Raw genomic sequence first — 14,632 nt, forward strand, 5'->3', positions numbered from 1 at the left:
TTCGTCACTCGGTCTCTCCGGTCCTCACGTATTATCCCCATACGTTCCGGTCCTCGAGACTTTCGTTCCTCGAACTTCTCGACTCTTTTTGTCCTCCTTTTTAAACACTTATTATTATTAAATATTATGGACCGGTATCTATTCTAACATGTATATTCTAATAATTTAAGATGTTAAATTAATGAGAAAAATTTGGGGGCACCTCTAAAAGAGGAGGTTCAAAAAGCCGGGGAATGTTTGCCCGCCTTTTTGAACACTCGCGGGTGAGGTGCGCCATTAATACTTAACGGTTTTTATATTTATCCCAGTCAGCGAGGAAGTCATGCAAGCCTTTATCAGTTAATGGGTGATTCATCATTTGCATGAATACTTTATGCGGGATAGTTGCAATGTGTGCACCAGCTTCAGCTGCTTCAGTCACATGCATCGTATGGCGGACAGATGCTGCAATGATTTCAGTATCAAGACCGTGAATATCAAACAGCTCAGCAATTTGAGCGATAAGCTCTATACCGTTTTGACCAATATCATCTAAACGTCCAACAAACGGTGAAACATAAGAAGCGCCGGCACGCGCTGCAAGCAATGCCTGATTTGCAGAGAAGATAAGTGTAACGTTTGTTTTAATGCCTTCTTCTGAAAAAGCATGGACAGCTTTAAGACCTTCTGAAGTCATTGGCACTTTAACTGTGATATTAGGTGCTATAGCAGCAAGCTTTTTGCCTTCTTCAATCATATCTTCCGCTTTTGTAGAGACAACCTCTGCGCTGACAGAACCTTTTACAATTGAAGTAATTTCGCGAAGACGCTCATGAAAATCAACACCCTCTTTAGCAACAAGGGACGGGTTCGTTGTTACACCAGAAAGAACGCCAAGATCGTTAATTTCACGGATTTGGTCAATATTTGCTGTATCTATAAAAAATTTCATTTTAAAATTGCCTCCTGGTAAGTTTTTACTGTGAGAATGCTTAAAAGCCGGGATGTATTAACCCGAACTTCAAACACATACTCTTTTTTATACTTCTCAAATCAATTTGATTTCATGTAAGAACAAGAGACATAAAATCAATTACACAATAACAGGCGACGCCATCATGCAATGATCTTATGTCCGCGATTTTTAACAAAGCTTAAATGTATGTACCGTTCAAAGGGTTCGTCCGAAGGTGTTGTTATCCCCCTTTGAACAGCAGTGATATTAAGCTTGGCCAGATGAACCGAATTCGCGCATTTTGCCGATAACAGTTTCTTTAATGGCGTCGCGAGCAGGCCCTAAGTATTTTCTTGGGTCATATAAATCTGGTTTTTCTGCAAGAACTTCTCTAACTGCTTTTGCAGAAGAAATTTGGTTTTCAGTGTTAACGTTGATTTTTGCATGGCCAAGGGAAATAGCCTTTTTAATATCCTTTGTAGGAATGCCTGTGCCGCCGTGCAATACCAGCGGTACACCTACAAGGTTATTGATTTCTTCCATACGGTCAAAACCTAAGTTAGGTTCCCCTTTATACGGCCCGTGAACAGACCCTAATGCAGGAGCAAAACAATCTACGCCGGTTTCTTTGACAAGCTGTTCGCATTCTGATGGAATGGCATAAGCCGCTTCAGCATCATTAACTACAAGATCGTCTTCTTGTCCGCCGATACGGCCAAGTTCAGCCTCAACAGATACGCCTACTGCATGTGCAGCATCGACAACTTTCTTTGTATAAGCAATGTTCTCTTCAAGCGGATAATGGGAACCGTCAAACATAACAGATGTAAATCCGGCGTTAATAGCTTGCATACATTTTTCAAAAGATGAACCATGATCAAGATGAATAGCCACTGGAACTGTGACATTGTATTCATCCATTAATGCTTTAACCATGGCAACAGTCAGCTTAAATCCGCCCATGTATCTGGCGGCGCCTTCGGAAACACCTAAAATAACCGGAGATTTCTCTTCTTCTGCAGCTTGAAGAATGGCTTGAGTAAACTCCAAGTTATTAATGTTAAATTGACCTACTGCATACTTTTCGGCTTTCGCCTTTTCAAGCATTTCTTTCATTGAAACTAAAGGCATGCGTGACCCTCCTTAGTAATCGCTGGCTTCTGACAACGATTAGCAGTTTTACCTAACTTGTACATCCGCTAATCGTTGAAAGAAGCGGTGCAGGAACTGATTAATATTGTTTCGCCCCTTCGACTCAACAAGTATAGCATACCATAAAATTGAGTTAAAATAATCTCAAATGCACCGTTTAAATAGGTAATTCTTTTTGAACCGCTTTCAATACATCATCGATATCAAAAGGTTTGGCAAAGTGTGTAATTGCACCATTATCAATGGCTTCCTGGATCATATCAAGTTCGCCGTAGGCCGTCATAATAATGACCTTAACCTGACTGTTCTTTTCCTTAATTCTCTTTAATATTTCCAAACCGTCCATACCAGGTATTTTCATATCTAAAATAACGAGTTCCGGTTCCTCTTTCTCTACAATATCCAAAGCTTGGATCCCATTGCCGGCAGTGAATGTCTTATATCCTTCTTTTTGAAAAATTTCATTCAACAAAATTCTAATGCCGAATTGATCATCGACAATCAAAATTTTTCCATCTCTTCCTTCAGCCATTGTATTTCTCCCCACCTTGGTTTTTAAATTATGATCTAATATGTATATGTAGAAAAGCATACTACACGGTTAATTCGGCTTCCTATTTAAAAACTCCTGCTCCTGCGCGCAGATTATTCAAAGAAGCTGTTCAAAGCTCGTCGCAAAAAAGACCGTGCTCCTGCGCGTAGATATTTCAAAGAAGCTGTTCAAAGCTCGTCGCAGTTATTTTAGCAATTTCTGGATAATCGTGCCAATAATTAAAATCCGCGAACCTTCCAGAATAAGGTCAAATGTCCTATAATAAGGCCGAAAGGGGCGAAATCATGTTAAAAATTTTTACAACACAGTTAGTTGGCGTATTTAATGATGTACAAAAACAAAATGAAACAGAGATTGAAGACAGCGCACGTTTGCTTGCCCAAGCCGTTATCTCAGATGGAAAAATTGCGGTTCATGGATTAGGATCATGGCAGTCTGTGGCTATCGAGGCTGTCGAAGGTGATAACCGATTGCCAAAAGCACAATATCTTTATGACGAAAGCGGGAAAATAAAAGATCTTGATGCTACAGATGCTGTCATCATCGCTGCAAACGACATTAATCAGCAAGAGGCAATATTTCTCGCTGAAGAACTAAAAAGCAAAGGCTGCACTGTTATCGCTATTTTTGAAAAGGATTATGAAAACTATTCTGATTCTGTTGATATTGCGGTAATAACAACCGAAAACAGGCCTTTAGTACCACTTAATGATGATAAAAAAATAGGGAGACCATCAATTATGGCCGCCCTTTATGGATATTTCGCTATTTATTTGACAACTATCGACATGCTGGACGAACAAAACCTTTACTAATCTTGTAAAAAAATCAGGGAATTTGAAGGGTTTTAGAAATAAAGGGAGAATTATACTATCGAGGAACGGGACTTTCCTCACAGGCTTCCCTATCCCCTGGAATAGGGCTCTATCCTCAAGCTAATTCTCCCGCATCATGTTATTACCCGAATAAAAAATGTTTTAAACCTCTTTTATTCTCTCCCCTAAATTCCTATCCTTTACTTATCGCTGCTCCAACAAAGCCTTTGAATAATGGTTCCGGGCGGGTCGGACGCGACTTAAATTCCGGGTGGAATTGGGAAGCCACAAACCACGGATGATCCTTAATTTCTATCGTTTCCACCAAACGGTCATCAGGGCTCAATCCGGAAAAGACAAAGCCTTTTTCCTCCATCGCTTCCCGATATTCATTATTGAACTCATAACGATGGCGGTGCCGTTCATAAATAACAGGCTCCTGATAAGCTTCATAAGCCTTTGTACCTTCTTTTACTTTGCATGGGTAAAGTCCTAAACGCAATGTACCACCCATGTCCTCAATTTCTCTTTGTTCCGGAAGCAAATCAATAATTGGATACGGTGTTGACGGATCGATTTCTGACGAATGAGCGCCTTGTAATCCGAGAACATGACGGGCAAATTCAATGGATGCCAATTGCATGCCTAAGCAAATACCTAAAAACGGCACACGATTTTCCCGGGCATATTTTATAGCGGCTATTTTTCCTTCTATACCGCGATCGCCAAATCCTCCAGGCACTAAAATACCATTGACATCTGAAAGCTGTTCTTCAACATTTTTGTCATTAAGATGTTCAGAATTAATCCATTTAATATCAATGTCGGCGTCATAGTCATAACCCGCATGACGCAATGCTTCTACAACAGATAAATAAGCGTCTTGAAGTTCAACATACTTTCCGACAAGGCCGATTTTTACAGATTTCTTCAAATTCAATACCTTGTCCACTAATTTGTTCCACTCATCCATATCTGCTTTAGCACATTTGAGTTTTAAATGTTTACAAACAATGTCATCAAGTTTTTGCTCTTGAAGTTCAAGGGGTACTTGGTATAATGTGTCCGCATCTCTTGCTTCAATAACGGCTTTTTCATCAATGTCGCAGAACAGGGCGATTTTGCTTTTCATTTCTTGAGAAACAGGCACTTCAGTTCTAACGACAATAACGTTTGGCTGTATGCCTAAGCTTCTTAATTCTTTAACACTGTGCTGTGTCGGCTTTGTTTTCATTTCGCCTGCCGCTTTTAAATACGGAATTAATGTACAATGAATGTACATGACATTTTCAATGCCGACATCGCTCTTAATTTGGCGAATAGCCTCAAGGAACGGCAAGCTTTCAATGTCCCCCACTGTACCGCCAATTTCAGTTATGACAACATCAGCGTTTGTTTCTTTGCCGGCTCTAAATACACGTTCTTTAATTTCATTTGTAATGTGCGGGATCACTTGAACTGTTCCGCCGAGATAATCGCCGCGGCGTTCTTTCTTCAGAACGGTCGAATAGATCTTGCCTGTCGTCACATTGCTGTTTTTACTTAAATTAATATCTATAAAACGCTCATAATGCCCCAAGTCTAAGTCTGTTTCGGCACCATCATCAGTGACAAATACCTCACCATGCTGGTAAGGACTCATGGTGCCGGGGTCTACGTTAATGTAAGGATCAAATTTTTGAATTGTTACTTTAACGCCCCTATTTTTCAACAAACGGCCTAAAGAAGCCGCAGTAATACCTTTACCAAGTGATGATACGACACCGCCGGTAACAAAAATATATTTCGCCAAACCATTCATCCCCTTTTTGACATTATTATGCTCAAAAAAATGACATATAAAAAAACAAAAGTGACACCGCTCCCTATATTGAGAGGGCTCACTTTTGTATGAAGGATATTTTCTTTCGTTCTATAATTTAATAGCCCAAAAGTGATTGTACCAGAGTATCCGATATGAGGCAACTACCTTTTTGAACCACTTTTTGTGTTATTTGCCTTCCTCTTCATCTTCGTCATCGAAGTCTTCATCATCGTCTAATTCATGGTCTGCATCTTCTTTGTCATCGGCATCGGCATCATCATCATAATCTTCATCATAGTCTTCATCATCATAATCTTCATCGTCATAATCTTCGTCTAAATCATCATCAAGATCCTCAAGTTCATCATCGAGTTCATCATAATCATCATAATCATCGTCAGTTTGTTTTTTCTTTTTCTTTTTAGTCGTAAGGTGTAATGCGACATCTTCACGCTGTTCAATTGGATACCAGCTTGTTAAACCCCAAGCGTTCTCCCCGATGTTAAGAAAACGGCCATCAAGATTCATATCAGTGTACAGCCGCGCCATCGTTTCACCTTTTTCTTCATCTGAAAGTTGGTCTCCAATGATTTGATCAACTAATTCATAGAAGCTTTTTGGCTGTTTGTCGTTTTCTAAGATATCATGAACTCTTTCAATCATTGGTTTATCATGAGACAGTTGTTGCTCCGCCATTAATATTTAACACCCTTTCCGTCCGTAAACTATCTAGAGGATGTTCAAAAAGTCCGGGATATATTACTCCTTTTTGAACACACACTTGTACATATCAACCATTATAAACAAAAATACAACGACTATGCTACATTTTAGAAAAAATAAAAACAAGCGCTTCGTTATTTAACGAAGCACCAATTTAATCCCCTAAAAATTTTTACATATTCCGGCGATATTTTCCTCCAACTTCGTAAAGGGCTTGGGTAATTTGCCCAAGACTTGCCACTTTGACTGTTTCCATTAGCTCAGCAAAGATATTGCCGCCCTCAAGCGCTGTTGCTTTTAATTTTTCAATGGCTTCTTTTGCTTCAGATTCATGGGCTTTTTGAAATGCCTTCAGATTCTTAATTTGCCATTCCTTCTCTTCTTTTGACGCTCTGGCAAGCGTGAGTTCCTTTTCTTTTTCCTTTTCCTGGTTAGGATTAAGATATGTGTTAACACCGATGATCGGAAGCTCTCCGGAATGCTTTTTCATTTCATACAGCATCGATTCATCTTGAATTTTACCTCGTTGATATTGAACTTCCATGGCTCCGAGTACACCGCCGCGGGTATTGATTCGTTCAAATTCGCTTAGCACGGCCTCCTCGACAAGGTCGGTTAATTCTTCTATTATAAAGGAACCCTGTAAAGAGTTTTCATTTTTCGCAAGACCGAGTTCCTTTGTAATAATCATTTGGATTGCCATCGCCCGGCGCACAGATTCTTCTGATGGTGTTGTAATCGCTTCATCGTAAGAGTTTGTATGGAGAGAATTGCAATTATCATAAATCGCCATTAAGGCTTGAAGCGTCGTCCTGATATCATTGAAGTCAATTTCTTGAGCGTGAAGCGACCTTCCTGATGTTTGGATATGATATTTCAACTTTTGGCTTCGTTCATTTGCCCCATATTTCCGGCGCATCACCGTTGCCCAAATACGTCTGGCCACACGGCCGATCACTGTATACTCAGGATCAAGCCCGTTTGAGAAGAAAAAGGATAAGTTATGAGCAAAATCATCAATATTCATGCCCCGGCTAAGATAATATTCAACGTAAGTAAACCCGTTAGCCAGTGTGAAAGCGAGCTGTGAGATAGGATTGGCTCCCGCCTCGGCAATATGGTAACCGGAAATAGATACGGAATAATAATTTCTAACATGATGATCGATAAAATATTGCTGGATATCCCCCATCATCCGCAAAGCGAACTCAGTCGAAAATATGCAAGTATTTTGCCCTTGATCCTCTTTCAAAATATCAGCCTGAACCGTCCCCCGGACTGTCGATAATGTTCTCGCTTTAATTTCTTCGGCTTCAGATTGATTAGGCTTCCGTCCGTGTTCTTCTTCAAAAAATGCCAATTGCTGATCGATCGCCGTGTTCATAAACATGGCAAGGATGATTGGGGCCGGTCCGTTAATTGTCATTGAAACTGATGTAGACGGCACACATAAGTTAAAGCCGTCATAAAGCTTTTTCATATCATCGAGCGTACAAACACTTACCCCGCTTTCACCAACCTTACCGTAAATATCCGGCCGGCGGTCAGGGTCTTCCCCGTACAACGTAACTGAGTCAAAAGCAGTACTCAGGCGTTTGGCATCATCATCTTTTGATAAATAATGGAATCTCTTATTCGTTCTTTCCGGTGTTCCTTCACCGGCAAATTGTCTTTTCGGATCTTCACCTTTGCGTTTGAATGGGAATACGCCGGCAGTATATGGATAGGACCCCGGAACATTTTCCTTGTATACCCATTTTAAAATTTCGCCCCAGTCCTCATATTTCGGTAAAACAACTTTAGGAATATCCAGCCCTGATAAGCTTCGTGTTGTGATTTCTGTTACAATTTCTTTGCCGCGTATAACTGTCGTATATGTCTTTCCGGCATATTTTTTCTTCAGTTCATCCCATCCGGCTAAAATTTTTCTTGAATCCGGATGAAGCTTCTCAAGCCATTTATCCTTTAAGGCTTCCATTTGTTCTATTGTATTTGCATCTGCTTGCTCTTCTTTTAAAACCTTGATGGTTCCGTCAATTTGAAAAGCGCTCCGGGCGATTTTCACTTGTTCTTCTACAAATTGGTGATAACCTCTGACAGTTCTGACAATGTCATTTAAGTATTGCGTGTGTTCGGGAGGAATGATAACACTCTTTTCTTTTACTGTTAAATCGGCTGTTTTTGGGACCGGAAGCTTAAGTTGGCAATTTTTATTAATCGTTTCTATAAGCGCATGAAATAGACGATTTGTGCCAAAGTCATTGAATTGGCTTGCTGTTGTACCGTAAACCGGCATATCTTCTAATGAGGCATTAAATAACATATGGCTTCTTTGATACTGCTTTCTTACATCTCGTAAGGCGTCTTCAGAACCTTTGCGGTCAAATTTATTAATAACAATTAAGTCGGCATAATCGATCATATCGATTTTCTCTAATTGGGAAGGGGCGCCGTATTCGCTCGTCATGACATACATTGACACATTTGAAATTTCGGTAATTTCTGCATCGCCTTGGCCGATCCCGCTCGTTTCAATTATGATGAGATCGAATGGGGCGGTTTTAACAATTTCCAAGGCGTCATGGATCGCCGCAGATAACTCTGTTTTAGAATTTCTAGTGGCGAGCGAACGCATATAGATATTCGGATGATGGATGGCATTCATCCTGATCCTGTCCCCTAATAATGCGCCGCCTGTTTTTTGCTTTGTCGGATCGACAGAAAGAATAGCAATTTTCTTATCAGGGTACTGATTGATGAACCTTCTGACTAATTCATCTGTTAAGGAACTTTTACCTGCGCCGCCGGTTCCCGTTATACCGAGGACCGGGATTTGCCGAGTATTTTTAGATTGAGCCGACTTAATCTCATCCAGTGCTGCGGATATTTCTTCAGAAATCTGAATACCGTTTTCGGCAATAGTGATCAATCTGGCAATCGCTTTGAAATCACCCTTTTGAGCCTTTTCAATATCATTCTCTAATGCTGTAACAGTCGGAAAGTCGCATTCTTCAAGCATGATATTAATCATGCCCTGAAGACCGTATTTGCTCCCGTCTTCCGGCGAAAATATCCAGGCAATTCCGTAATCATGCAATTCTTTAATTTCCTTTGGAATAATAACGCCCCCGCCTCCGCCGTATATACGGATGTGGGAAGCGCCCTTTTCTTGAAGCAAATCATACATATACTTGAAATATTCAATATGACCGCCTTGGTAGGACGAAATCGCGATACCCTGTACATCCTCTTGGATGGCTGTTTGAACAATCTCTTCAACAGAACGGTTGTGGCCAAGGTGAATCACTTCCGCCCCGCTCGATTGCAAGATCCTTCTCATGATGTTTATCGATGCGTCATGGCCGTCAAACAAACTCGAAGCCGTGACAAAGCGGACATGATTCTTTGGTTTATACACCTTTACTTCGCTCATGTATTCTACTCCCCTTTAATTAGAGAATAAGATTTATTAACATCACTTAATCCATTTAACAGCACTTTGACTTGCATGTTTGAAAACTCTTTAATTGAATAATCTTTCTTAAATGCCCAGCGGCGGAAAGCCCACATTTGGCATTGGACCAGAATATGATGCGCGTAAAATTTAACCTCTTTATCCGTTAAATTCAGTTGTCCGGAGCTTATGCAAAATCTCATAATTTTTTCAAATATTGACGCCATCTCTGACTCTTTATTCAAAACATACGGAAGTGAATCCCGTGACAAAGATTTTGCCTCTTGGTACATGATGAGTATTTCATCTTGCATATCATTCACAACAGTAATGCAAGTCACAATAGCGTCCCTTAAGCAGGAGAGGCCGTCACCCCTTAACTTAACCTTTTCCTTTAAACGGGTGCTTACCTGTTCGTAAATATCATCACAAACAAGATAAAGAACATCTTCTTTTGAGCGAATATACTCATAAAGCGTACCAATGCTGAAACCGGCTGCCTTAGCAATCTCCCTTGTCGTTGTTTTATGGAACCCTTTTTCAATAATAAGCTTCACGGCCGCTTTAATTAATTGATCGCGTCTCTTTTGAATGAGCTCTTCATTTTTTACAGACGTTACAACATTCTTCTTTTCTTCCATCACCATCCCCCTCAAAAAAGGGGTCTGACCCTGTGAACTGCGGATAGTGTGAATAATGTGGATAACTTCAGCAGAAAGGTCAGATCCTCTTAATCTTTCAATAAGTATCTGGAAATAACAAGCCTTTGAATTTCATTGGTGCCTTCATAGATTTGCGTGATTTTAGCGTCACGCATATAACGCTCAACCGGGTAATCTTTTGTATAGCCGTAACCGCCGAATACTTGGACCGCATCAGTTGTGACTTGCATGGCGGTATCTCCTGCGAACAATTTTGACATTGCTGATGCCTTGCCGTACGCGAGGCCTTCTCCTTCCAGCCACGCTGCCTGATAGGTTAATAGACGCGCCGCTTCAACCTTTGTTGCCATATCAGCCAGTTTGAATCCAATGCCCTGCTGCTTGCTTATGGGCTTTCCAAACTGTTCACGTTCTTTAGCGTAGTTTACAGCGGCATCAAGCGCTCCCTGGGCAATACCGACTGCCTGGGCAGCGATACCGTTGCGACCGCCGTCAAGTGTCATCATTGCGATTTTAAAGCCTTCTCCTTCCTTGCCGAGAAGGTTTTCCTTTGGAACCCGGCAGTTTTCGAAGATCAATTCCAATGTTGGCGATGACCGGATGCCTAATTTTTTCTCCTTTTTCCCGAACGAAAAGCCTGGGGTGCCTTTCTCTACGATGAAAGCACTGGAGCCTTTTTGCTTTAATTCTGGATCAGTTAAAGCAAATACGATATAAATTTCTGCTTCCCCGCCGTTTGTTGTAAATATTTTTGTACCATTCAGGATATAGTCATCACCGTCTTTTCTTGCCGTTGTTTTCATTGTCCCGGCATCTGATCCGGAAGACGGTTCCGTCAGGCCGTACCCGCCTAACTTCTCCCCTTGCGCCAAAGGTTTAAGAAACTTTAGCTTTTGCTCTTCTGTACCGAACTTGTAGAGCGGCCAGCTTGCGAGTGATGTATGTGCAGACAGTGTAACGCCTGTCGACGCGCAGACCCGTGACAGCTCTTCCACTGCGATGACATAACTTAAATAGTCCGAGCCAATGCCGCCGTATTCTTCCGGCCACGGGATACCCGTTAAACCTAATTCAGCCATTTTATTAAAAAGGCTCCGGTCGAAGCGTTCTTCTTCATCACGCTCAGCGGCTGTCGGTTCCACTTCTTTTTTGGCAAAGTCCCTAACCATCTTTCTGAGCATTTCGTGTTCTTCATTGAGTTGAAAGTTCATATATCGTCTCCACCTTCCCCATTTTATCCACAGTTTGCGGGGTCTGACCCCGAAAACTGTGGATAACCTAACTTAACAGCTGCTTGCTGATGACTATGCGTTGAATTTCGCTGGTTCCTTCATAGATTTCAGTCACTTTGGCATCGCGAAAGTAGCGTTCTGCCGGATAATCTTTCGTATAGCCGTAACCGCCAAATATTTGTACGGCTTCGATTGCCGTTTCAACGGCTGTCCGGGAGGCAAATAATTTGGCCATTGATGCTTCTTTGCGGCAGGGTTTTCCGGTTTGGACAAGATGCGCCGCTTGATAGACTAACAGTTTGGCGGCTTCAATATTGGCTGCCATATCAGCGAGCTTAAAGCCTATCGCTTGCTGCTTTCCGATTGACTTACCAAATTGCTCCCGGCTTTTTGCGTAAGCGGCCGCATGGTTGTAAGCGCCTTCAGCAATGCCAAGCGCTTGTGCCGCAATGCCAATTCGTCCTATATTAAGGTTCCCGAGGGCTATTTTTAAACCTTGGCCTTCTTCTCCCAAACGATCTTGCTCAGGAACTTTGGCATTATCAAAAAGCAGTGAAACGGTGCTTGAGCCGTTTAGTCCCATTTTCTTTTCTTTTTTCCCTACCGAAAAACCTTCCGTCCCTTTTTTCACTATAAAAGCCGTAATCCCGTCTTTTCCTTTTTCGGGATCAGTTAATGCAAAGGTTACAAATGTATCCGCCGCTTCCCCATTCGTAATAAAAACCTTAGAACCATTTAACAAATAATTGTCTCCATTGCGCACAGCCCTTGTCTTAAGGCCCGAGACATCAGAGCCCGCACCAGGTTCTGTGACAGCGAAGGCTCCGATATATTCTCCGGCAGCAAGCTTAGGAATGTAAGTTTGCTTTTGTTCCTCATTGCCAAAATAAAGAATCGGGTTTGTGCCGACAGACGTATGAACAGATAAAATGACGCCGATCGTTGGACTTACCTTAGATAATTCATGAATGGCAATGATATAAGAGATAAAATCCATTCCCGAGCCGCCGTAAGCTTCAGGAACGGGAATTCCCATTAAACCAAGGCTTCCCATTTTTTTTACGATTTCTAATGGGAAGACATCTTCTGAGTCCATTTTTTCCACAAAAGGAGCAATCTCCTTTTCGGCAAAGTCTTTAACCATCTTTCTCATCATCTGCTGTTCTTTAGTAAAAAGAAAATCCATCGTCATTACCCGCCTTTACTCAGTATATGAATAAAAACCCCGTCCAGCTTTCTTTCCGAGCCACCCTGCTTTGACATATTTTCTAAGCAGCGGACATGGCCGGTATTTATCATCTCCAAAGCCTTCATGGAGCGTTTCCATAATATAAAGGCAAGTATCCAGCCCGATAAAATCAGCAAGTGTTAATGGGCCCATTGGGTGATTCATACCAAGCTTCATAACTTCATCAACAGCCTCAGGTTCCGCAACCCCTTCATAAACGGTGTAAATGGCTTCATTAATCATCGGCATCAACACGCGGTTAGAGACAAAGCCCGGGAAATCATTAACTTCAACTGCCGTTTTATTTAATGATTCAGCGGTTTGTTTTATAGTTTCAAAGACTTCATCTGAAGTCGCCAGTCCGCGAATGACTTCTACGAGTTTCATAACAGGTACCGGATTCATAAAATGCATGCCAATCACTTTATCAGGCCGTTTCGTGGCTGCGGCAATTTCTGTAATCGGCAAGGAAGATGTATTAGTAGCAAGAATCGTTTGTTCAGGCGTTATTTGGTCAAGCTGTGAGAAAATTTTTGTTTTGACATCCATATTTTCAACAACCGCTTCAATAACCAAATCGCAATCTGCAGCTTCATCAATTGATGCTGTTTTCTTAATACGAAGAACCGAAGCATGCTTATCATCTTCAGATATTTTCCCTTTTGTAACATCCCTGGCAAGCCTTTTCTCTATACCTTTAATACCGCGGTCTAATGCTTCTTCATTTGCATCATATAAAAGGACGTCATAACCGGATACCGCACAAACCTGAGCGATCCCCGCACCCATTTGGCCGGCACCGATGACCATGATTTTATTAATATTCATCAATAACATCTCCTCTTTAAAACTTTTTCGAAATTGTTATACCTCAACTAAAACAGCATCACCTTGACCGCCGCCGCTGCAAATCGAGGCAATCCCCAATCCGCCGCCGCGGCGTTTTAATTCATAAATAAGCGTCATCAAAATTCTCGCCCCGCTTGCGCCGATTGGATGACCGAGGGCTACAGCCCCGCCGTTAACATTAATCTTCTCCGGATCAAGACCGGCTATTTTCTGGCTCGTTAAAGCCACCGCTGCAAAAGCCTCGTTGATTTCAAACAAATCAATATCATCAAGGTTTTTACCCGATTTTCTTAATAATTCATTGATTACAAGTCCGGGTGTTTCAGGGAAGTCTTTAGCAGGAACGGCAATTTCCGCATGTGAAAGAATTGTCGCTAACGGCTCTTTGCCCTCTTGTTTGGCGTGAGCTTCATCCATTAATACGAGAGCCCCTGCCCCGTCATTGACACCTGGAGCGTTCCCTGCTGTTACAGTACCGTCTTTACTAAAGGCAGGTTTTAATGTAGCCAGCTTTTCCGGCGTTGTATCGGTTCTTACTGCTTCATCATTTTCTACAATCATTGATTGGCCGCGTTTTTGCGGAACTTCAACCGGGATGATTTCTTCTTTAAATTTACCTTCTTTAATCGCTTTTGCTGCCCTTACATGACTGCGGAGCGCCCATGCATCCTGTTCTTCTCTGGAAATGTTATAAGCTCTTGCTGTATCGGATCCATAAATACCCATATGAACATGATTAAATGAGCAAGTTAACCCGTCATGAACCATTAAATCTATCAATGGCGCATCACCCATTTTGTGACCCCAGCGAGCAGTCGGAAGCACATACGGCGCTTTGCTCATAGATTCCATACCGCCGGCAACTATCACCCTTGCATCACCGGCGCGGATGATCTGGTCTCCCAATGTGACACTTCTCAAACCGGAAGCGCAAACCTTATTTATCGTTTCCGTCTTTACAGCCCAAGGAAGACCGGCATGGCGCGCTGCCTGCCGGGACGGGATTTGCCCTTGTCCGCCCTGGAGCACCATCCCCATAATGACTTCTTCTACTTGTTCCGGATTAACATTTGCCCTTTCAAGCGCTGCTTTTATCGATATTCCGCCGAGTTCTGCAGCTGACAGAGAAGACAAACTTCCCCCCATTTTTCCAAAAGGTGTACGAGCCGCACTGATAATCACTGTCTTTGCCATTTTATTTCCCCCTTATTGTCATTTTGTATGCG

12 protein-coding genes are annotated in these 14,632 nt (G+C 41.9%); 1 reads left to right on the forward strand and 11 read right to left on the reverse strand.

Going from position 1 to position 14,632, the window contains the following annotated elements; all coding sequences use genetic code 11:
* Nucleotides 1-283: 283 nt before the first annotated feature.
* The 3 genes from fsa to ACFQRG_RS02585 all read right to left on the reverse strand — a co-directional run bounded on the left by fsa (nt 284) and on the right by ACFQRG_RS02585 (nt 2,618).
* The gene (fsa, locus tag ACFQRG_RS02575) at nt 284-931 is read right to left on the reverse strand and encodes a fructose-6-phosphate aldolase (protein ID WP_380963323.1); all 648 of its coding nucleotides are present in this window, start codon (nt 929-931) and stop codon (nt 284-286) included.
* A gap of 270 nt (nt 932-1,201) precedes the next feature.
* Nucleotides 1,202-2,065: a class II fructose-1,6-bisphosphate aldolase gene (gene fba, locus ACFQRG_RS02580; protein ID WP_380963325.1), complete on the reverse strand. Its 864-nt coding sequence runs from the start codon at nt 2,063-2,065 to the stop codon at nt 1,202-1,204.
* Nucleotides 2,066-2,243: 178 nt separating this feature from the next.
* A complete protein-coding gene (locus tag ACFQRG_RS02585; protein ID WP_380963327.1) occupies nt 2,244-2,618 on the reverse strand; it encodes a response regulator in 375 nt (124 codons plus the stop codon).
* Between the two features lie 305 nt (nt 2,619-2,923).
* Here ACFQRG_RS02585 and ACFQRG_RS02590 point away from each other — a divergent pair, with 305 nt between their 5' ends.
* A complete protein-coding gene (locus ACFQRG_RS02590) occupies nt 2,924-3,454 on the forward strand; it encodes a DUF2529 family protein (RefSeq protein ID WP_380963329.1) in 531 nt (176 codons plus the stop codon).
* Between the two features lie 193 nt (nt 3,455-3,647).
* Here ACFQRG_RS02590 and ACFQRG_RS02595 read toward each other — a convergent pair whose 3' ends face one another.
* From ACFQRG_RS02595 to ACFQRG_RS02630, 8 genes are all read right to left on the reverse strand, one after another.
* On the reverse strand, nt 3,648-5,246 hold the full coding sequence (locus ACFQRG_RS02595) for a CTP synthase (RefSeq protein ID WP_380963331.1): 1,599 nt from the start codon (nt 5,244-5,246) through the stop codon (nt 3,648-3,650).
* A gap of 198 nt (nt 5,247-5,444) precedes the next feature.
* Nucleotides 5,445-5,954 (reverse strand): DNA-directed RNA polymerase subunit delta, encoded by a 510-nt coding sequence (gene rpoE, locus ACFQRG_RS02600; RefSeq protein ID WP_380963333.1) that lies wholly within the window; start codon nt 5,952-5,954, stop codon nt 5,445-5,447.
* A gap of 199 nt (nt 5,955-6,153) precedes the next feature.
* Nucleotides 6,154-9,414: a fused isobutyryl-CoA mutase/GTPase IcmF gene (gene icmF, locus ACFQRG_RS02605; protein WP_380963335.1), complete on the reverse strand. Its 3,261-nt coding sequence runs from the start codon at nt 9,412-9,414 to the stop codon at nt 6,154-6,156.
* A 5-nt stretch (nt 9,415-9,419) separates the two neighbouring features.
* On the reverse strand, nt 9,420-10,076 hold the full coding sequence (locus ACFQRG_RS02610) for a TetR/AcrR family transcriptional regulator (protein WP_380963337.1): 657 nt from the start codon (nt 10,074-10,076) through the stop codon (nt 9,420-9,422).
* 89 nt (nt 10,077-10,165) lie between these two features.
* On the reverse strand, nt 10,166-11,308 hold the full coding sequence (locus ACFQRG_RS02615) for an acyl-CoA dehydrogenase (protein ID WP_380963339.1): 1,143 nt from the start codon (nt 11,306-11,308) through the stop codon (nt 10,166-10,168).
* A gap of 67 nt (nt 11,309-11,375) precedes the next feature.
* Nucleotides 11,376-12,515: an acyl-CoA dehydrogenase gene (locus tag ACFQRG_RS02620; protein WP_380963341.1), complete on the reverse strand. Its 1,140-nt coding sequence runs from the start codon at nt 12,513-12,515 to the stop codon at nt 11,376-11,378.
* A gap of 15 nt (nt 12,516-12,530) precedes the next feature.
* Complete coding sequence (locus tag ACFQRG_RS02625) at nt 12,531-13,385, reverse strand: 3-hydroxybutyryl-CoA dehydrogenase (protein ID WP_380963343.1); 855 nt, start codon at nt 13,383-13,385, stop codon at nt 12,531-12,533.
* A gap of 36 nt (nt 13,386-13,421) precedes the next feature.
* On the reverse strand, nt 13,422-14,600 hold the full coding sequence (locus ACFQRG_RS02630; protein ID WP_380963345.1) for an acetyl-CoA C-acetyltransferase: 1,179 nt from the start codon (nt 14,598-14,600) through the stop codon (nt 13,422-13,424).
* Nucleotides 14,601-14,632: the final 32 nt, after the last annotated feature.

Source organism: Scopulibacillus cellulosilyticus (assembly GCF_042665295.1).
Lineage (GTDB): Bacteria > Bacillota > Bacilli > Bacillales > Sporolactobacillaceae > Scopulibacillus_A > Scopulibacillus_A cellulosilyticus.